Source organism: Paenibacillus ferrarius, assembly GCF_002027705.1.
Taxonomy (GTDB): domain Bacteria; phylum Bacillota; class Bacilli; order Paenibacillales; family NBRC-103111; genus Paenibacillus_E; species Paenibacillus_E ferrarius.
Map to the genome: position 1 here is coordinate 256,843 of NZ_MBTG01000066.1, position 20,902 is coordinate 277,744.

General features: G+C 43.1%; 17 protein-coding genes. 12 read left to right on the plus strand and 5 right to left on the minus strand.

The features are described from left to right. Nucleotides 1-56 precede the first annotated feature (56 nt). The 3 genes from BC351_RS38590 (at nucleotide 57) to BC351_RS38600 (ending at nucleotide 8,383) form a co-directional block, all read left to right on the plus strand. Nucleotides 57-6,305, plus strand: coding sequence for a S8 family serine peptidase (locus BC351_RS38590; protein WP_079420985.1), 6,249 nt, complete (start codon nucleotides 57-59; stop codon nucleotides 6,303-6,305). 1 nt (nucleotide 6,306) lies between these two features. Then, the gene (locus tag BC351_RS38595) at nucleotides 6,307-7,179 is read left to right on the plus strand and encodes an SMI1/KNR4 family protein (RefSeq protein WP_079420986.1); all 873 of its coding nucleotides are present in this window, start codon (nucleotides 6,307-6,309) and stop codon (nucleotides 7,177-7,179) included. A gap of 496 nt (nucleotides 7,180-7,675) precedes the next feature. After that, nucleotides 7,676-8,383: a YoaK family protein gene (locus BC351_RS38600; protein WP_079420987.1), complete on the plus strand. Its 708-nt coding sequence runs from the start codon at nucleotides 7,676-7,678 to the stop codon at nucleotides 8,381-8,383. 65 nt (nucleotides 8,384-8,448) lie between these two features. Here the strand turns inward: BC351_RS38600 and BC351_RS38605 are convergent, their stop codons facing one another. The 4 genes from BC351_RS38605 to cysT are packed head-to-tail and all read right to left on the minus strand — an operon-like array spanning nucleotide 8,449 to nucleotide 12,344. Then, nucleotides 8,449-9,573, minus strand: coding sequence for a sulfate ABC transporter substrate-binding protein (locus BC351_RS38605; protein ID WP_079420988.1), 1,125 nt, complete (start codon nucleotides 9,571-9,573; stop codon nucleotides 8,449-8,451). Between the two features lie 34 nt (nucleotides 9,574-9,607). After that, nucleotides 9,608-10,693: an ABC transporter ATP-binding protein gene (locus tag BC351_RS38610; RefSeq protein WP_079420989.1), complete on the minus strand. Its 1,086-nt coding sequence runs from the start codon at nucleotides 10,691-10,693 to the stop codon at nucleotides 9,608-9,610. 14 nt (nucleotides 10,694-10,707) lie between these two features. Continuing rightward, nucleotides 10,708-11,514, minus strand: a complete 807-nt coding sequence (locus tag BC351_RS38615) for a sulfate ABC transporter permease subunit (RefSeq protein ID WP_079420990.1) — start codon at nucleotides 11,512-11,514, stop codon at nucleotides 10,708-10,710. Continuing rightward, on the minus strand, nucleotides 11,511-12,344 hold the full coding sequence (gene cysT, locus BC351_RS38620; RefSeq protein WP_079420991.1) for a sulfate ABC transporter permease subunit CysT: 834 nt from the start codon (nucleotides 12,342-12,344) through the stop codon (nucleotides 11,511-11,513). The genes BC351_RS38615 and cysT overlap by 4 nt, the downstream gene beginning before the upstream one ends. A 398-nt stretch (nucleotides 12,345-12,742) precedes the next feature. On the opposite strand from cysT, the gene BC351_RS38625 reads away from it, so the two are divergent. The 9 genes from BC351_RS38625 to BC351_RS38665 all read left to right on the plus strand — a co-directional run bounded on the left by BC351_RS38625 (nucleotide 12,743) and on the right by BC351_RS38665 (nucleotide 20,173). Further along, nucleotides 12,743-13,534, plus strand: coding sequence for an ABC transporter permease subunit (locus tag BC351_RS38625; protein ID WP_079420992.1), 792 nt, complete (start codon nucleotides 12,743-12,745; stop codon nucleotides 13,532-13,534). A gap of 13 nt (nucleotides 13,535-13,547) precedes the next feature. Then, the gene (locus BC351_RS38630) at nucleotides 13,548-14,321 is read left to right on the plus strand and encodes an ATP-binding cassette domain-containing protein (RefSeq protein ID WP_079420993.1); all 774 of its coding nucleotides are present in this window, start codon (nucleotides 13,548-13,550) and stop codon (nucleotides 14,319-14,321) included. Between the two features lie 34 nt (nucleotides 14,322-14,355). After that, nucleotides 14,356-15,969 (plus strand): FAD-dependent oxidoreductase, encoded by a 1,614-nt coding sequence (locus BC351_RS38635; RefSeq protein ID WP_079420994.1) that lies wholly within the window; start codon nucleotides 14,356-14,358, stop codon nucleotides 15,967-15,969. Beyond that, nucleotides 15,969-16,307: a 4Fe-4S binding protein gene (locus tag BC351_RS38640; RefSeq protein ID WP_079420995.1), complete on the plus strand. Its 339-nt coding sequence runs from the start codon at nucleotides 15,969-15,971 to the stop codon at nucleotides 16,305-16,307. Before BC351_RS38635 ends, BC351_RS38640 begins: the two co-directional genes overlap by 1 nt. 49 nt (nucleotides 16,308-16,356) lie before the next feature. Beyond that, complete coding sequence (locus BC351_RS38645; protein WP_079420996.1) at nucleotides 16,357-17,391, plus strand: ABC transporter substrate-binding protein; 1,035 nt, start codon at nucleotides 16,357-16,359, stop codon at nucleotides 17,389-17,391. Between the two features lie 12 nt (nucleotides 17,392-17,403). Next, complete coding sequence (locus tag BC351_RS38650; RefSeq protein WP_079420997.1) at nucleotides 17,404-17,805, plus strand: DUF4395 domain-containing protein; 402 nt, start codon at nucleotides 17,404-17,406, stop codon at nucleotides 17,803-17,805. A 210-nt stretch (nucleotides 17,806-18,015) separates the two neighbouring features. After that, the gene (locus BC351_RS38655; RefSeq protein WP_079420998.1) at nucleotides 18,016-18,846 is read left to right on the plus strand and encodes an alpha/beta hydrolase family protein; all 831 of its coding nucleotides are present in this window, start codon (nucleotides 18,016-18,018) and stop codon (nucleotides 18,844-18,846) included. 19 nt (nucleotides 18,847-18,865) lie between these two features. Then, on the plus strand, nucleotides 18,866-19,075 hold the full coding sequence (locus BC351_RS38660; protein WP_057302418.1) for a YezD family protein: 210 nt from the start codon (nucleotides 18,866-18,868) through the stop codon (nucleotides 19,073-19,075). A gap of 144 nt (nucleotides 19,076-19,219) precedes the next feature. After that, a complete protein-coding gene (locus BC351_RS38665) occupies nucleotides 19,220-20,173 on the plus strand; it encodes an alpha/beta fold hydrolase (protein WP_079420999.1) in 954 nt (317 codons plus the stop codon). 240 nt (nucleotides 20,174-20,413) lie between these two features. Here BC351_RS38665 and BC351_RS38670 read toward each other — a convergent pair whose 3' ends face one another. Beyond that, nucleotides 20,414-20,836, minus strand: a complete 423-nt coding sequence (locus BC351_RS38670) for an ester cyclase (RefSeq protein ID WP_079421000.1) — start codon at nucleotides 20,834-20,836, stop codon at nucleotides 20,414-20,416. Nucleotides 20,837-20,902 lie beyond the last annotated feature (66 nt).

The window sequence follows — 20,902 nt, forward strand, 5'->3', positions numbered from 1 at the left end:
TTTCCACATCCACAGGACGTATATCCCGTTTTATTCAAGATTTATAGGAGGAACTCATGCAAAAAAGAATCTTATCATTTCTACTCATCATCACTATACTCTTCTCTCTTATTTCGCCAACATTCGCAGAGGCGCAAGATGCATCCAAGCCAAGCTCTAACGGCAACAATACCACCGCAGGCTCCTACATTATCAAATTCAAAGATGCTGAAAAAGGCAAACAAGCGTTAAAGAAAAACAAAAGAACGAAACGTAGCGTACCATCCTTTAGTAACGACGAGGAGGGAAAAACATCGAAGAACTATAAACATCTCACTTCGCTTGTCACGACAGACCTGTCTGCTTCTGAAGTAGATGAGTTAAAACTTGACTCCAACGTAACATACATTGAAAAAGACAGTGTCGTTAAGAAGGCTGGCGATACGGTAAACGGCAATGTGTATCAAATTCATGTTCCAGAAGTGCATGACCAAGGCATTTATGGGGATGGCGTAAAAGTGGCTGTCTTAGACACAGGTATTAACACTCATTCTCCCGAACTCCGTGTATCTGGAGGAGCTTCGTTTGTACCCAATGATGCCTCACTAGACGATACCAATGGTCACGGTACGTTTGTAGCAGGAATTCTAGCGGCATTAAAAGATAATCAAGGTTTAGTTGGCGTTGCTCCAAATGTTAGCTTGTACAATGTAAAAGTGTTAGATTCAAGCGGGGAAGGCACATACAGCCAAGTTATTCAAGGGATTGATTGGGCAATTGACAATCACGTTGATATGGTAGTAATGAGCTTTACGGGTAGTGATTATTCAGCAGCTTTAGAAGAAGCGACTCAACTCGCATATAGCAATGGCATTCTTTTGGTCGCTGCTACAGGAAATGACGGAGTAAACACAGTCTCCTATCCAGCGAAATTCAGTTCTGTGATTGGTGTAGGTGCTGTAGATGAAAATAATCAGCTTGCATCGTTTTCTAATACAGGCGCTGAAGTGGAGTTGGTGGCTCCAGGTGTAAGTGTTAAAGGATTATCATTAGTGGATGGCAGTTACATCACGATGAGCGGTACTTCTGTTGCAGTACCTCAGGTTGCTGGAGTTGCTGCGCTAATTAAAAGTAAAGACTATTTATACACGAATAAGGAGATTCGTCAGTTTCTAGATAATAGTGCTGTTTCACTTGGAGATCCTCAGTTTTTTGGTCATGGGTTAGTTAATGCTAGCGAGGTGCTGAACATTACTGGAAATGCACCTCACACAGATAATAATGCAGGAACTGGTTCAGTTTCACAATCTGTCTACGATTCTGTATATATTGAAAAGAGAATCAATGAGTTGAATCAAAAATTTAATATTCCAATATTATTAGTCAATGAGCAGCTAAATAAAGGTTACTCAATTAATGATATTGAACAAGCACTGATCTTCAAACAACATTCCAATTGGGATTTGGGTAAGATCCTAGAAGTAATAAGACCTAGGAACTTATTTTCATCAGTACCTCAAGTGAAAGCAGCGGCGGAATCATTTATGACAGCAGTTGATGCTACAGCTGTAGGAACAGTAAATCTAAAGGCAGATAAGGCTCCTTTCACATTGGGGAGCTCAGCCGAAGTTTCGACGCTAACGGGGGCTGTAACTGTAAATGAAAGTGATCTAACATTACCGGGAAGAAATGGGCTTTCGTTTACATTATCCCGTATTTATAATAGCCAAAATTCAAACTTCTATAAACAGGATACGGAACCTGTACAGGCGGCAAGTTATCAGGTTACATTTAATAGTTATCGGTATACTCAAACTAGAAGAGGGGATATCATAACTGACAGTGTTAAAACGCCATCGGAGGATAGTAGAAATTATAGTACATATTCTGATGGCGGAAAGGCTATCACTTGGATAAACAGTCACCCAGGTCAAGTATTTGATTTTACAGATTGGGATGGACCTGCGTCCGATGGGAGCTTTACTCGTTCAGTAACTAGCATTTCCTCGACCCCAAACGCGCGCCAAACTTATTTTCAAATTAGTCCAATTGCATATTTTAGAAACACAGCCACTCAGAAAACAAAAGAAGAACTAAGATTTCCAATAGGACAGGGATGGAGTTGGAATATTCCATATGTAGAACCAGATTATATTCGATTGCCAGATGGAAGTACTCAAGGTTTTAATAAAGATGATGGGACCCTAAAGACTCATTTTGTAGATGATTATTCCTATGGCTATCCTAAGAAAACCGTAACTGTGGATAAGCTAACAGCACAACATGAGCTGCACTATAAAACTAATGGTCTTTCCTATTATTTTGAGAGCAATGGTAAGCTTATCGAGATTGAGGATACCTATGGAAATACAATTCAATTTTTTTACACAAATGACCAGCTATATGGCCAAGTGTTAAGTGAGATTAGGGATGCAATAGGTAACTCTATAAATATTAAGTATTACGATAATCAAGTTATCTTAACTCAAGGCGATAAGAAAGTGATTTATAATAAAACTAAAAGAGAGAGTACATTTTTAGACAAGCCTTGGAACAATACAACTAAGGACCTTCTAACGTCAGTTGAAAATCCTAAAGGGAACATAACGCAATATAACTATTTAACGGACAATGACAAAACATATTTTAATTTTGCAGGTAATTCAAGCGGCGGGAGCTCAGGCAGTGTAGAACACGCGTTATTACGATCTATTCAGTATCCTTCTGGTGCCCAATCTATATTTACTTATGAAAGCTCACCCGTAACAAGATATGTAGGAGCATATGCTACTACACAAGAATTTCGAGCGAAATCTAGACAAGAACAGATCGGTGATGGAAAGGTCTACAATTTAATAAATTATAATTATGTTTATGATATTGGAAGTAGCTTCTCAGATGATGAGTTTAGAAATAAAACAGCGACTTCGGTAACTGATGTGACGACAGATAAAATAACTACAAGATACACATATTTAAAGAAATATGTAAACTTTAAAAAAGTGTATGGAACCCCAGGTTGTGAAACAGGTATCCAATGGTCAACTTGCTGGCCAAGTTCTACAGATTTTCTTTTCTTCCAAACAAATGTAACAGGAACAGCAGACAATATGAAAAAAAGGACAGAACTTACCTATGACACGGATCACAATAATCCATACCCACTAAAGATAAGTAGTGACACCACCAATGTATTAACTGGCCAAATTTCAATGCCAGTTGTAGCGGAAAAGACTTACAATTCTCACGGGCAAATACTAACGGAAAAAGATACCTACGGTACTAAAACAGATTATGAATATAAGGATTTGAGTACGGTTGGTTCCTTCCTAAGCAAAGTAACGAAGAAAATAAATACTAATTTAAGTCAATACATATTTTACGACAGGAATCCCCAGGGAAGTGTTACCTGGCTGACTGTCAGAAATAACGATGATCCTAACGGAGCATTCGCTTTGAAAATTGGTTATGATTACGATTCATATGGTAACCAGACGAAGATGACGGCGACAGATAATCAAAGCACGAAAACAATTAATAAAACCTATGAACCAAGCGCTCCTTATAGTAGTGCATTTCTGACCAAGCAGGATATGCAGGTAACGGATGTAGATCAAAAGATTACAACTAATATTCAACAATTAGAGTACAATCCGACCACTGGCCAACAAACGAAATACACGGATGGTAAAGGTTATTACACCAGGTATGAGTACGATCTTCTTGACCGAGTTACAAAAGCAACATTCATGGATAACAGCAAGGTGACGCTAACGTATGATGATGCCAATAATAAAATTACAACAGAAGACGAGACAGGGATTAAGAAGATTACACAATGGAATCCTCTGGGATTGAAGGAATCCGTCCAAACTATTGGCGCAGGGACAGGAAAACAAAGCTTTCAATACGATACTTACAGCCGTTTGTGGAAATCTCTAGATGAACGTAGTAATGTGACGGAATATCAATATGATCCATGGAATCGTGTCAAGCAGGTAATCCATCCTACTGGTTCGGAATCTATCGAATACGATGATATTAATCGTACAAAAATCACTGAAGATGGAGAGAAGAATCGACTACGCGAAACGTATGATATTTTGGGAAGAACGACACAGGTAGCCCGCTGGAAAAATGGAACTTGGACACAGCTTTCGAGTGTGAAGAATTATGATAATGAGGGGCATGCACTGGAAGCAACAGATGCAGATGATACACATGTAACCAAGTATGGCTATGATCTACTCGGTAGGCTGACTTCTGTAGAGGATGCCAACAAGAATGCGACTCTATATTCATATGGTATTGCTAACAAGATAACCGAAGTGAAATACGCTGATGGCAATAAAGCACAGAAGCAATATGATGAGATGGGACGTATGATTAGAAAAATTGACTCTGCAGGACTCATTGACAAGTATTATTATGATGACAACAGCAATCTAATCAAACAAGTGGATCGTAAAGGTCAAACATTAGAATATCAATATAATACTCGTGATTTCCTGAAATATAGCATCTCACCGAATGAAACTATCAGCTATGAGTATGATACAGCGGGTAGACGATTGTGGATGCAAGATGGAACTGGAAAAACGTCATACAAGTATTTTCCATTAACAGGTCTAATGGATACGACGACGTATGCGGATGGTCGAACCATCAATTATGGTTATGGCAGTGAAGGGTTAGGAAATCGAGTTTCGATGACAGATCCATTTGGTTATAATACGGCTTACGACTTCGATAACCGAAATCGTCTGAAGGGTGTAGGAGATACGCTCAACAATTGGGAAACCAGCTATACGTATAAGAAAAATGGACTTGTCGACACTAGTGCGCAGAAAAATGGGATTATAAGCACCTACGGTTTCGATGGAGCGAACTTGACCAGCCTTGTACAAAAGAATAACGGTGGGACTAATTTAAACGTATTCGCATATAGTTACGACAATAACAGCAATCAAACCAGCAAAACTGAAAATAGTACACCTTACTCGTTTACGTATGACAAACTAAATCGGATTGACACATCAACACAATTTAATGAGCAGTATATATATGATAACCGAGGTAATCGTCAAACGTTGCAAAGCAACCAAGTGCCGAATCTAGCAGGTGTAAGTTATGAGTACGATGATCGTAACCGTCTGACGAAAGTAACCATGGATGATGGCAAAGTTGTCGCGTATAAGTATAATGGAGATGGATTGCTGTACGAGCGTACAGAGAATGGACAAACCACTCGCTATTATTACGATGGTGCTAATATGATTGCCGAGGGTATAGTAGCGGCGAATGGTACAGCATCTCTAAAAGCACGTTACATTCGTGGTAATGGACTTGTTGCTCGTGTTGATGCTAATGGTAATAAAGCGTATTATCAAATTAATGGGCATGGCGATGTTGTGGGACTAACCGATGCCAGCGGTAATACGCTAAACACGTATACCTATGACATGTGGGGTAATCCAATTACGACTCAAGAAACAGTAGCGCAGCCGTTCCGTTATAGCGGAGAGATGACGGATAGTACGACAGGATTGCAATATTTAAGGGCTAGATGGTATGACCCTAGTATGGGGCGGTTTATTAATGAAGATACGTATGAGGGGCAGATTGATAATCCACTGAGTTTGAATCTTTATACGTATGTGATGAATAATCCGTTGACGCATACTGATCCAACTGGACATTGCGGGGTTTGCGGCATGTCATCATCACTAGGTTCTGCGCTTAGCGGAGCGGCAGGGGCAGCTGGAATGGCTGGTTTAGGATCAGGTTCGGCAGGTACCCTAGACCCAGCAGCATATTATTATAGTCATAGCGATCCATACATCTTAGATAATGATCCATACATTGATCCTAAAACTTTATTGCCCCCAAGTGAATCAACAAAACAATGGATAGCTGATGAACGGGAAATGATTATTTTTCAGCAAAAGGGTCAAGAGAAACTTAATGCTACTGTCATTCAACAACCTATAATAGACAACTCGGCATATATTTTAATGAGTAGCTCAAAAATACTATACCATTACACCGATGAAGCTGGGGCAAAGGCAATTATGGAATCGGGAGTTATTATATCAAACAGGGGGAAAGTGTATTTAACTGATCAAGCGGTATCCCCTGATGATGCCAATAATGTCTTATTTGCTGGCCAAAGACCAGGCTTCATAGCAACTCATCGGATCGAAGTTGAAATTTATAATGATTACTATGATTTGTTAGACACAGAGACTCAAGACAATGAGTTAATTTTTAGAGGATCTATTCGTAACGGTAAGAACGCTAACATTACAGTAAAGGAGAATAATTAAAATGAGTGAATGGAAACTCGTTCTTGAAAATGAAGAAGAACTTATTGCTTTACATAACATTATTATGGAAGCCAAATTCAGTCCAAACCCTCAGGATAGTCGTCTTGGAGCAAGTCCTTTTACAGCAGATTTAGCAGAGCGAGGATTAGAAACTTTAATCAAAGTTCAGTCAAAAAAAAATCCAACAAAAAATGATAGTTGGTCGAAATGGTTAGAAGGAAAGAAAGAGTGGATATGGAGAAGATCCTTATCTTACTTATTAAAACACAGCCCCTTTCGTTGGGAAACTATGGAGGAAGAAACTAAATATGAGTATATAAGATGGGTGTTTAGCCCATACAAACCTTCTGAAAAAGATATAAGAGATTTTATAAAAGAGTATGAATCCTATAATGAAATTAATAGTAAGAGCATTCTGAGTAGTAACATTAGAGGGTTCGGTCAGGCGACGGATGAGATGCTTGATTGCTTGGAGGAAAGACTAGATACTACACTACCGAAAGACTATAAGCAGTTTCTAAGAAAGTATAATGGGGGAACTGTAGTAGTTCATTACTTAACTTTTTTGGTGGAAGGAATAAATGAAGTTATACCGCTTGAGGTGCTGTTTGGAATAGATGTTGAAAACAAATACAGCTTAAATTATTGGAATAGATCTAACGATGAGTTCCCACCAAATTATCTAGCGATAGGGGAAGTAGGCAATGGAGGGAAGTTGCTTTTAGGTAATGGAAACAATAAAGGAATTTTTTATTGGAATAACATGTTTAGAGAGAGTCCATTAGTTGAGGAAGGGGTCTATAAAGTTGCGGATAATTTTGATGCCTTTCTAGATGGGCTGAAAAAATTTAATAGTAACTTAGGAATTGTATAAAGACCATTCTCCCAAAGAGACGGAAGATTTTTATGAGATTGAGTTTTGAAAACGAAAAATTACTTCTTGAACTATAGACCTAATATATCGACCACAATGCGACTAACTCTCGCTTGTGGTTTTTTTATCCGCCGCTGTATCGCTAACAACACAAATAACCGCTCAGAGAGCATGAGCGGCTACAGAATTCACAAATGTAAAATATATAATTGCCACGTTATATCCTCATCAAAAAGAACCGAGAGCACATCGCTTTCGGTTCTCTTCATTATTCTTTTCTTAACGCAAAAAAACCACCATTAAGGTAAGTCAAAATTGAGTTAACACCTAAGGTATCCTTTGCAATTATTTTGGCGAATTCCAAAAGTCAAACATTTTCTTGGGTTTTGCTCTTAAACCAAAATTTAAGTGCATTGGTCATGTAATCTGAAGATATGATACTATAAATGGAGATTTCAAACACTTATAGCCAAAATGCCGAAAGGATTGAAAGGTGTTGTCTGCTACCGCTTGTCGTCATTTATTACTGCTTTTACTTTGTTTAACGTCAGGGATAGTTGACGTAATTGGTTATTTAGGTCTCGGTCACATCTTCACTGCGAATATGACCGGAAATATTGTCATGCTCGGATTAGCCATTGGTCACGTACAAGGGTTGGCTGTTCTTCGTACACTAACAGCGTTACTGGGTTTTATTATGGGGAATGCGCTCGGTGCATCCATAATACGGAAAAAGAAAGTGAATTCTCCGTGGCCTCCTACCTTGACGATTATTCTTGGCATTGAATTACTCTTGTTCATCCTCTTTAAAATAATTTCTGGTCCAACGGCCAGCGATTCTACGATTTATTTGCTTATTGCCTTATTGAGCATCGCGATGGGCATGCAAACGACAGCAGCTCGAAGTCTGGCGATTGCAGGTATTTCAACGACTGTCCTAACAAACAATCTGGCTAATGTTGTGGAGGATGTAACGGATATCCTCCGTAAGTGGCGTACTTTGGGGATTCATCCGAAACATCTCGCAATGGATTCCATATTGCGCGCCGCTGCGATTGTATTGTACGGCTTAGGTGCTGTATTAGCTGCATTTGTAGAACAACAATTCCCCTTTACAGTCATTTGGATTCCAGTTTGTATAATGGGGGGCATCATCTTGACTGCTTTGATACGTTTTCGGCCTAGTCGTTCAAATCAGAATTAATCGAACTGATTATGTCATCAAAAAAGTCCGATGCGAAGGATTCGCACCGGACTTTTTGTTTTTAATTATTTAGCTCCGCCTTCAGCTAGGATAGTTTCCCAGATTGCGCCTTTGCCATACAACTCTTTGTTTACTTTATCCCAACCGCCAAGGTATTCGATATTGAATAAACCGGCAGGTGTCGTATAGTTCTTCTCGTATTGTTTAGCGACTTCTGGAAGAACGGAGCGGAAGCCTTTATCGGCAAATACTTTTTGTGCATCAGGTGTGTACAAATAATCCAAGAAGCCTTGCGCTACTTCACGATTTCCATGCTTATCTACGTATTTATCAATAAGGGCAACAGGATTTTCAATCGAAGTTGTGTATTGTGGAATGACTTCCACATATTTTTTGCCGGATTGAATGCGAGCAACGAGCTCGTTTTCATAAGTAATGATGGCATCGCCTACGCCTTTATCGAAGGTTGTAAGGGAATCCGCACCGCTTTTGTCCAAGACTTTAATATTTTTATAAATTTTGGACAGAAGATCCTTCGCAACCGCTGGGTCTTGTTTGCCAGCTGCTTCAGAAGTTTTCAAGCCAGCTCCGTACACGGCGTTAATATCCCATTTTGCGCCACCAGATGTGCTAGGGTTAGGGATCAGTACTTCTACGCCTGGTTTTGTCAAATCAGACCAGTCTTTAATGCCTTTAGGATTTCCTTCGCGAACGCCAATTGCGGCAATGGATCCTGTGATGAAGCCTTTGTATTTATTGTTTTTCCAGTCATGTGTGATTAAGCCTTTTTCAACGATCTTTTGGATATCGCCTTCCAAGGAAAGAGGAGCAATATCAGCCTCGAAGCCTTGGATAATAGCCGTTGCTTGCGAGCCGGAAGCCACATAGGATTCTTGGAATTCTACAGTTTGACCGGTTTTCTTTTTCCAATCTTCTTTAAATTTAGGGATGATTTGATCTAAGGAGTCTTTAAGGATGGAATAAGCGCCAATCGTCAGGGTAACTTTACCGCCATCTGCTTTAGGCGTCGTGCTTGCCGCGGCTGTTGCTGTAGCTGCTGTCGTAGCGGCTGCTGATGGAGCAGGTGAACTTGCCGTTTTGGTTCCGGTGCCTGAGCCGCAAGCGGTGAGTGCGATACTTGCTGTGAATAGGGTTGCCGTGATCAAGCCAAGCGATTTGAAATTTTTCATGGTTTTTTAACTCCCCTTCTAATTTGTATAGGTTTTATATAAAAACAGGCAGCGGATCTTGTTTGGCCTGATTTTCAATGACTTTGTTTTCGGTTTTCGTGAATACGGAAATGTGATGGATGAGGATGTTCACTTCATCACCGGTTTTATAAGTTTTTTCTTTAACCGATTGGTAGGCGAATAGCTTCAGCGCGCCGGTGTCAATCTCGAGATACCAAGAATCTCCGCGGAAATGTACATGTGTGACTTTCCCTTTTTCCCCGGCTGTAGCCAAATGGCTAACGTCGTGCGGACGCACTTCGATGGACTCAGGACGAATCATGACATTCACATCAGGCAACCACTGGCCGTCTTGTTGAACTTCCTCTAAATAAGGGAAACCGATCAGCGGTGTGTAGGCTGGGACGATGTTGGATTCGCCAATGAAGGAAGCGACGAAAGAGGAAGCTGGCTTCGTATAGATTTCCCAAGGACTGCCTTGCTGTTCGATTTTCCCGCCTTGTACGAGAATGATTTCGTCAGCGACTTCAATGGCTTCATCTTGGTCATGGGTTACGAATAAGGTGGTTACTTTAAACTCATCAATGAGATTGCGCAGCCATAGTCGGAGTTCTTTGCGAATCTTGGCATCAATAGCCGCGAACGGCTCGTCGAGAAGGAGGAGCTGAGGCTCAGGGGCCAAGGCTCTGGCGAAAGCAACGCGTTGACGCTGCCCGCCAGAAAGCTGATGCGGATATTTGCGTTCGCTGCCGGAAAGTCCCATCAATTTCAGTAAAAAGGTGACTCGATCTTGAATGAAATCCTTTGGTTTTTTTAGAACCTTCAAGCCGTATGCGACATTCTCAAATACAGTCATATGCTTGAAGAGGGCGTAGCTTTGGAAGACAAAGCCGATTCCGCGCTCTTGAACGGGCAAATGGGTGGCTAATTTGCCATCAAAATAAATATCTCCTGCTGTTGGCGCTTCAAGTCCGGACAACATCCGTAGGATAGACGTTTTACCGCCGCCGCTGGGACCGATCAGACCGACAAGATGACCTTTGGTAATGCTGAAATTAACATCTTTGATGGCATGGAATTGACCGAAATGTTTATTTAAGTTTTTAACCTCGATGTGCATAGGTATGCTCCTCCTTAATGATTCCGCAAATGCTCGCTTCTTCTTTTGAGCCATTCCAGGGTTAATAAAATAGAGATGGAGATAAGTCCCAAGACGAAAGCTAAACTATTGGCCGCAACCAGCTGAAACTGCTCGGCATCTTGATAGACGAGTGTTGTCGCCGTTTGTGTTTGATTAATAATATTACCGGACACAACGAGGATGGAGCCAAACTCACCAAGCGATCTAGCGACAGTTAAAATGAGACCGTATAGAACACCCCAGCGAATGCCTGGCCATGTAATCTGAATGAATGTGCGCCATGCGCCAGCGCCTAATGTTGCGGAAGCTTCTTCGGATTGTGTGCCGATCTCTTCCAGCAAAGGAACGACTTCTCGGACCATTAATGGAAAAGTGATAAACATGGTCGCCAGCACCATACCGGGGATGGCATACACGATTTTCATGTTATGATCTTCCATGAAAGCGCCTAATGCTGTATTGGGACCAAATATTAAAATCACCATTAAACCAACAATAATTGGAGATACAGCAAACGGTAAATCGATGATGGCATTGATGATTGGTTTTAACCAGCGTGCTATCCAAGTTCCACGAACGATGGCTAAGGATACATAGACACCAACGATCGTATTTAGAATGGTGACAATGACAACGATAATAAGCGAGATTTTCAGAGCATGCAGAGCTTCAGGCCGCTTAAGAGAATCCCAAAAGGGTTGAAAGCCTTCCTCAAACGCGCCAAAGGTGATGCCAAGAAAAGGGAGTATGATCAGAAGCAAGATGACTAGAAATGAAATGGTAATTAAGAGCTTTCTCATGCCAGGCGCCCCTTTCCGCGAGTCAGTACATTAATGATCCATAGAATGAGGACCGACAATGTAAGGAGTACGATTGAAATGGCTGCTGCGCCTTCAGGATTGAAATTCTGTGTCTCGCCGTATATATAGACCGATGCAACCATTGTTTTTCCGGGCAAATTCCCGGATATCAAGGAGATGGCGCCGAATTCGGCTAAAGATCTTGAGAATGCGAGCATACTGCCTGCGATGATGCCGGGGAAAATAGCTGGGAATACAATGCGTAGGAAGGTGTAGAACTTCCCTGCGCCAAGAGTGAAGCTGGCTTGCTCTTCAGCAGGATCGAGCTGTTCCAGCAAGGGCTGAACGGTTCGAATCACGAAAGGGAATGTTACGAAGACTAGACCAATGATGATAGCTGTTTGATTGTACAGCAGCTTGATGCCAACATGATCGAGCCATACGCCTAACGGACTTGATGGTCCTAATAGGGTAAGAAACATCAACCCAGCGACTGAAGTTGGCAAGGAGAACGGGAGATCGACCATACTGTTCAAAATGCTTTTGCCGCGAAAGGTATACCTGACAAGGACATAAGCGATGATGGTACCAACAATTGCTTCAATAACAGTAGAGATAACACTCAGCTTAATCGTTAGTAAAATTGACTTCCAGGCTAGCGGACCAGTAACTTCTTTCCAAAACGGATCCCATCCTAATGAAAATCCTTTGACATAGATGGAACCTATTGGAATGAGAAGCAGTACAATCAGATAGCCAATAAGCACAGATCGAACCGTAGCTTTAAACACCTTATTTCCCACATTACACCACCTAAAAGTATTAATCATAGCGTTTTACTCGGAATAATAAATTGACTATACCAGCCGATGGTCTTATTTGTCAATACAGTAATCTTGTTTTTTATACATGACTGCCCTGATTTTTTTGAAATTGGCTATGTATAGATGAAGCGATTCATTTATCCTTGCGAGGAGATGTAGGCGGAAACCTAGATTTATGATGGAAAGTACTTTTTGGTAAAATTATCCGTTGACGTTATGAAAAAGCGGTGATAGTATAAGACTTAACTTATATCCAAGTAAACGGGTATGAATTATAAAATTAAATAAAAGAGTCGACCGGACAACTGGAGACTCCCATTCTTACGGCCTATAAAGGGGTAAGAACTGGGAGTCTTTTCGTTTTCTAACGCCACTTTACTTTATGAGAAGAAAGAGGGATCTGTATGTTAGCAAATCGCACAGCATCATTAAGCGCCAGGTTTTGGGAGCCATGGGTCATTCCGATTCTAGTGCTGCTCCTTTGGCAGATTCTTGGATTATCCGGCTGGTTGTCGGAGCGAATCTTACCAACACCATTGGAAGTTTTGAAAGCCTTGTATGGCGTGATTCAAGATGGAACGATTTTTGAATATGTAGCGGTAAGTACGAAGCGTGCGTTTCTGGGCTTTCTGATCGGAGGAAGCATTGCTTTTGTCATCGGCCTACTTAATGGAATTTTCCCGATAGCGGAGCGTTACATAGATTCTTCAGTCCAAATGGTTCGAACCATTCCGCACTTGGCGATGATACCGCTTGTGATCATGTGGTTCGGTATCGGAGAGACGTCCAAATTATTTCTTGTCTCCTTGGGCGTGGCGTTTCCGATCTATTTAAATACGTTTCACGGAATTCGTTCTGTTGACCCAGGCTTGGTAGAAATGGGCCGTGTATACGGACTCAAAGGGTTTTCATTGTTTACGAAAGTCATTCTGCCAGGAGCATTAGCCAATATCTTGCTCGGCATCCGATTCTCGCTAGGTATTATGTGGCTCAGCTTAATTGTGGCAGAAACGATTGCAGCGGATTCAGGCATCGGCTATATGGCAACACATGCCAGGGAGTTTATGCAAATGGATGTCGTTGTCCTCTGTGTCATTTTATATGCCTTATTAGGGAAATTATCTGATTTAGCAGCAAAATATTTCGAAAATCGTTGGTTGAAGTGGCATCACAATTATATTCAGAAAGCGAAATAAGGGGGAATGAGAGATGAGCGACAAATCGGGAGGCGTCCAGCTGAATATACGCAACGTCAATAAAGCATTTGGTGCAACAAATGTATTGTCAGGTATTGATTTGACCATTAAGCAAGGAGAGTTCGTGGCGATTGTAGGGCGCAGCGGCTGCGGAAAAAGTACACTGCTGCGTTTGATAGCAGGGCTCGATGAAGCTTCAAGCGGAGCGATTTTGTTGGATGCGCAGTCGATTCAAGGTATTCATGAAGATACCAGAGTATTGTTTCAGGAGCATCGACTGCTGCCGTGGAAAAAGAATATTGACAACGTCAGAATTGGCGTTAAATCAGGAGATAAAGAAATTGCCTTCCGTGCCCTGCAGCAAGTTGGCTTGGAACACAAAAAGGATGATTGGCCGTCCGTGCTCTCCGGCGGTCAAAGACAGCGGGTGGCATTAGCAAGAGCGCTGGCCGGCAATCCAAGGCTGTTGCTTCTGGATGAACCGTTAGGCGCATTGGATGCTTTGACCCGCATCGAAATGCAGCAGCTGATTGAGCAGCTGTGGCTTGAACAGCAATTCACCGTACTGTTAGTTACACATGATGTGAGCGAGGCTGTTGCACTAGCGGATCGGGTTATCGTGATCGAGGATGGGAAAATAGGGCTGGATTTGAAGATTTCACTCTCTCGTCCAAGAGAGCATGACAGCGGGTTTGCCTATTTCGAGAAGACGATATTAGACCGCTTGCTTGTGAAGAAGCCATATGAACAAGCTAGAATCTCTGCCGTAGACGCATTTTCTATTTAAAGGAAACGTTAACGTTACTAAGGAGGAAGTTAGGATGACCCAATTCGAAGTTCAATTACAAGCTGATGTACTCGTTATAGGCGGGGGGCCTTCCGGGGCATGGGCAGCAATCACCGCTGCCAAAGAAGGCGCCAAAGTTGTTTTGGTGGATAAAGGATATTGTGGAACAAGCGGGGCAACAGCACCATCGGGAACCGGCTTATGGTATGTAAATCCAACCGAGCATGAACGTGAGGAGGCCATGAAGAGCAGAGAGGCGCTTGGCGGCTATTTGGCAGATCGTGGATGGATGAAGAGAGTTTTGGATCGGACGTATGCGAACACGAATCAAATCGCAGCTTGGGGCTATCCGTTCCCTTTGGATGAAACAGGGACTTCCCATCGGAAAAGCTTGCAAGGACCTGAATATATGAAATTGATGCGTAAGCAAGTGCAAAAAGCGGGCGTGCGAATTCTAGATCATAGCCCGGCACTGGAGCTGCTTGCCGACGAGCATGGTGTTGCCGGAGCCACTGGTATAAACAACCAAACCAAAGGAGCTTGGCGAGTTGATGCAGCCTCTGTAGTTATTGCTACAGGAGGGTGTGCGTTCCTTAGCAAAGCGCTTGGAACCAATGTGTTGACGGGTGACGGCTATTTGTTAGCCGCTGAAGCGGGAGCGAATTTATCAGGGATGGAGTTCTCTACGGCTTATTCCTTAGCACCGGCATTCTCGCCCGTGACGAAATCAGCTTTCTATACATGGGCAACTTTCTATTATGAAGATGGCAGCGTTATTGAAGGGGCGGGATCGCAAAGAGGGCGTTCTGTGATTGCCAAGACACTGCTTACACAGCCTGTATATGCAAAGATTGACAAAGCGGATGAGGTTGTCAAAAAAGCGATGCGTCAAGCGCAGCCTAATTTCTTCTTATCGTTCGATCGTCTTGGGATTGATCCATTTACCCAAAAGTTCCCGGTAACTTTGCGTTTTGAAGGAACGGTAAGAGGGACTGGCGGCATTCATATCATTGACGAAACTTGTGCCACGGAAGTTGCGGGTCTCTATGCTGCAGGAGATGCTGCGACGAGGGAATTGATCTGTGGAGGCTTCACTGGAGGCGGCAGTCATAATGCGGCTTGGGCCATGTCCTCAGGGTATTTCTCAGGCGAAGCTGCCGCAAAATATGCGCAGAAGCTAGGCGTTGCAGCGGCAAATCGGAATGCCAAAGGATTATCAGAAGCAACCGGTGTTCCGAAGCAAGCGACGACCAGCTCGGATGCTGTGGATACGTATGAGGTCATTAAGGCGGTTCAGGCTGAAGTATTCCCCTATGATCGGAATTGGTTCCGCACTGGGGAAGGCATGGAGGACTCATTAGGGAGATTGGATCGTCTTTGGAACGAATTGAAGCAAGGGGTTCAAGCAAGCGATGGGAATATCGTCCGTGTTCGCGAAGCGGCAGCCATGACAGCGACAGCGAGATGGATGTTTACGAGCGGCTTGTTACGAACAGAAACCCGCGGCATGCACCGTCGGGAGGATTTTCCGAAAATCGATTTGAATCAGAAGTATCGCATTATTAGCGGTGGGTTGGATACGAGATGGGCAAAGCCATTGGTGGAACGATCGGAAGAAGCCAACATCTTAAGGGAGGCTGTTGTGTAATGATTGAACTACTAAGCAAAGACCGCTGCATAAGCTGCAATCAGTGCGTATCGGTGTGCCCGACGAATGTTTTCGAAGCCGTTGCGGGGGATATCCCCGTCATTGCCAGACAATCCGATTGCCAAAGCTGCTTTATGTGTGAACTTTATTGCCCGACGGATGCCCTTTACGTTTCGCCCGTCGCTGAACAGTCGGTTGCCGTTAGCGAAAACGAATTAGTTGAAGATGGCCTGCTCGGCAGCTACAAAGAGGATCTTGGCTGGGGCAGGGGCAGGAAATCTACAGCATCGTCGGACGGCTCCTATATTATTTTCCAACGGATGCACGCATCCCATTAATTAACAATCATTCATTCCATCTAAACATCATGCAGGGGGTCACAGACATATGACACAGAAATCATTGAAATTACTCAGTATTGCCCTTATACTAACTTTATTTAGCGCATTCATAGCCGCTTGCGGCGCTAAAACGACGAATACTTCCGCGACAGCTACGACAGCACCTACAGCTGCTGGGGCTTCGGCTGATGCTCAAATTAAACTGCCTGAAACACTGCGGATTGGCTTTATTTCGGCGAATAACAACAAAACGATTACAGGACCCGAAGGTTGGGCGCAATCCAAAGGATACTTGGAAAGCGAGCTAAAGAAATATGGTGTTAAAGAGTTCAAATATTTCACTTTTCCTAACGGACCCAACTTAAATGAGGCGATAACCGCTGGGACCTTGGATGTAGGCATCTATGGCGATACGCCAGCGATTAACGGGAAAGCAGCTGGGCTGAAAACACGCTTAATCAATTTATCGCAAGTGAATATGAATGCCTGGTTAGTCGCCAAAGCAGACGGCCCCAAAACGTTAACGGATCTGAAGGACAAAAAAGTCGCAACGTCGCAAGGCTCGTACATGAGCCGGTATTTAACCAGCTTACTCAAAGAGCAGGGATTGGACAAAAGCGTTAAAATCTTGCATCTATTGCCTGCTGATGGAGAAGCGGCTTTAGCCCGTGGTGATATTGCTGCCTATGCATACCCGACAGGGTTTGGTCCATTGCTTTTGAAAAAAGGATATGTAGCTATCGATGAAGCCGCGAAACATCCGATTCTGCAAGGCTCTAGCCTAACGGTCGTGACCGAGGACTATTTGGCCAAAAATCCGCAGTTCCCTAAACTATGGAATGACCTTCGGACAAAAGCGGTGAAAGAAATTCGCGAAAATCCAGATGCTTATTGGAAATTCTACGCGGAAGCTTCCGGTTATCCAGAAGATGTGGTCAGGGCTTCATTCAAAATCGAGCAATGGCCTATTGAAGCCGTGCCGGCAGAAGGCTTGAAGCTGATTGATGAAACCAAAAAGTTTCTCGTTGAGCAAGGCTTGGCGAAGAAAGATTTTGCCATCCAGGAGTGGTTAGTGAAATAAGGAGGAATTCGGATGAAAGAAGTCCCAATGGCCTATGTGAAAGCGAATCAAACGGGGATTGTAGTATTTGTTCTGTTGGCATTTGCGTTGCAATGGTCTTGGCTTGTCGTATTATTATGGCTCATTCAGGTGCTGGGGCTTATCGGGGGCGGGAAGTGGAACTTGTTCGTAGCGGTCGCTAAACCCTTTTTGCCACGGAACGGGAAAGAGACACAGGCAGAAGAATTAACGAAGTTTAATAATGCACTGGCTGTATTGTTCCTCTCTTTGTCTCTTATAGCATTTGCCATTGGATGGACGATTGTTGGCTATATTTTCACGGGCTTCTTATTATTAGCTGCCGGAGCAGCGCTTCTTGGCTATTGTATTGGATGTACGATCTATTATCAGTACAAACAGTTTAGACTTAGATAACTTGATTTCTCAAGAAGCAGCAGGTTCAACACGGAGAGGCTCTCACTTGTGCAGTTGCAAGTTGGGAGTCTTTTCTCATCAGGAATTATTTGCTGAAAATATGTTAAAAATAGGATTGACACCTCAAGTGGGTGGTGCTAATATGGGAATATAAATTAAATCATACTAAACTTATCGGAATTATATGTAAGATGAAAGGGAGTTAACATCATGGAGCACGCAATCACAATTAAAAGCGACGACGTCGAATTAGCCGCAACCCTGCACTACCCGACGAATCAAACAGGAACTTCCAAAGTAGACTGTCAACGTTGGCCGCTCATTATCATCTGTCATGGTTTTATAGGGAGTCGGATAGGTGTGGATCGGCTGTTTGTGAAAGCAGCTCGTGAATTTAGCTCGCAAGGATATCTGGTTCTGCGTTTCGATTACGGCGGATGTGGCGAGAGTACTGGCGACTATGGCGCTGGCGGACTGGATGCTCTGATAGATCAAACGCGAAGTGTCATTGATTATGCGCTAACGATTGATTGTGTTGATTTAAGCCGTGTGATCTTGGTTGGGCATAGCTTGGGCGGGGCAACAGCCTTATTGACAGCTGCCAAAGATAGCCGTGTCAAAACCCTTGTACTGTGGTCCGCGGTTGCGCATCCGCACAATGATATTGTGAAAATCGTAAGCAAAAGCGAATACGAGAAGCTGCCGCTGGGCGGAGCGATTGATCATCATGGATACTTACTGACGAGTCGTTTTTTTGACTCTTTATCGCAGCATCAGCCGTTTGAACAGCTGCGCAAGTTTAACGGGGACGTTCTTGTCGTTCATGGAACGGCGGACGAGACGGTTCCAGTCGATTATGCGCCTTTATATCAGAAGATGTTTTGGCTGCGAAATGAAGGACAATGCGATATTGAGCTGATTTTCCAAGCGGATCATACGTATTCCACAAGCAGTTCGACGAAAGAATTATTGGAGAAAACAGGGCACTGGCTAACTTTTCTGCAGAAACAAAAAAATGATTGGAATGATTGGACGATCTAAACGAAGCGGAGGAAATGAGATGGCAAAACCATTAGAGTTAGACGATGTTTGGGTGGACAGAATTAAACAAATGTTAAATGGGCTAGAGTATGGTTCCGTTCAAATCGTTGTTCATGATGGGAAGATCGCTCAAATTGATAAGACAGAGAGAAAACGTTTTGATGCTTCATCTCAACCGCAATCACAGCTGCAAGCTGTAAAGTCAGTTAAACAAACGAGCAAAGGCTAGGCAATGCCAAGCAATTATTTACAATTATTCGAGCAGCTCTCTTTCTTCGGAAAGGGGGCTGTTTTCATGAAAAGGTAAACGGTATACTGAAGTGGAAGTATTGGAAACTTAGAGCCAAGCTTTTGAAATGGAGGTTGGTTGTTGATGCGCAAGCAGCATTTTATATGGAAAGATGAATTGAACAGCAATCACTATGTATATGAGTGGCTGCCTGAGGAGTCAGAAACGATCAAAGCGATTGTGCAAATCGCACATGGCATGTCCGAGACGGCTGCAAGATATGAGAGATTGGCCGAAATATTAACGAATCAAGGGTATGCGGTTTATGCGAATGATCATTTGGGACATGGTCGTACCGCGGGTTCGCCTGATGCTGTTGGCAAGTTTGGCAAAGACTGCTTCATCCGGATGGCTGCCAATATGGGACAGATCACGGATCAAATTCGTCTTCGTTACCCAGCGTCCGTTCCTTTGTTTCTAATGGGACACAGCATGGGTTCTTTTTTGACACAGTATTATATGGGTTCTTATCTCCCGAAGCATCCCGCTAATGTTCAAGGCATTATTTTATCGGGCTCAAATGGCAAAGAAGGAGCCGTCCTGCACGCCGGAATAGCTGTCGCAACAGTAGAAGCGGCATTGCGGGGTGATCATCACAGGAGCAAGCTGTTGACGAATCTCTCCTTTGGAGCTTTTAATAAAAAATTTGCACCGAATCGAACGGAGTTTGATTGGTTAAGTAAAGACGGGGATGAAGTCGATAAGTATATGAATGATCCCTTTTGCGGAGTGATGTTTACCTCAGGTTACTTCCGGGATTTCTTCAAAGGTTTAAGGGCAATTCATCAATTCGATCATATGAGCAAAATTAGAAAAGATTTGCCAATTTATGTGTTCTCGGGCGATGATGACCCGGTTGGCGATCAAGGCAAAGGGGTTCGCAGACTATTGGCGATGTATCAGTCATTGGGGCTTCAACAGGTAAGCAGTAAACTGTATCCAGGCGGCAGGCATGAAATGCTGAATGAAGTGAATCGTGAAGAAGTTATGGCGGATATTGCTGAATGGCTTAATCAGCAGGTCGGCACTCGGACGTAAAGTGGAATGATGCAATTGTGCATCTTTTTTACGCTTGGAACAGCCTTAATTATGAAATTCCTGCGTTTGTGCAGGCTTTTGCGGCTATTTCTGGATGAGAGGTTGGAAAAGATGAGAATACCTGCACAATTGCAGGTATTTTCACTAATCAACCGGATAATAATCATGCGCTAAAACACTAAACATGGCTTATGGAATAGCCATTATCTCATTTCTGGACAATGACATGGCGATGAAAGGCTACACATTCCTCTGCAGCTGCAAACGAATGCCTTCGCGGTCAATTTGAATCCAATATTCTACGATGCGTTCGTTTTCGAGGCGATAAACGGCGCTTGCAATTTCAATGATTGTTTTGCCTGTAGGCGCAAAGCCGTCAACATTGCCGATATGAGTCCCCGTTTGCTTCCAGCGTACATAAACGCGGTCTTCTTGCGCAAGCAACTCCTGGATTTCGAGCTTGAAGGCGCCATAGACAGCTAGCATTTCTCTGACATGGTCGGCATAATTCGCAGGAGTGCGATGGACCGTTGTTTCTTCTTCGGATGTGATTTGATGGGCGAGCACTTGCTCGGCCATATAAAGATGTGCTGCGTCTGGCTGCAAGCCGGAACGAACGTCTTGGAAAAACTGTTGAATGATGGCTGTAGGTGATTTCGACATATTCGGCTCCTATCCGTTAGCGTGTAAATTGAGTTTACTGGATGGGAGTAGGGAATTCAAGTTTCA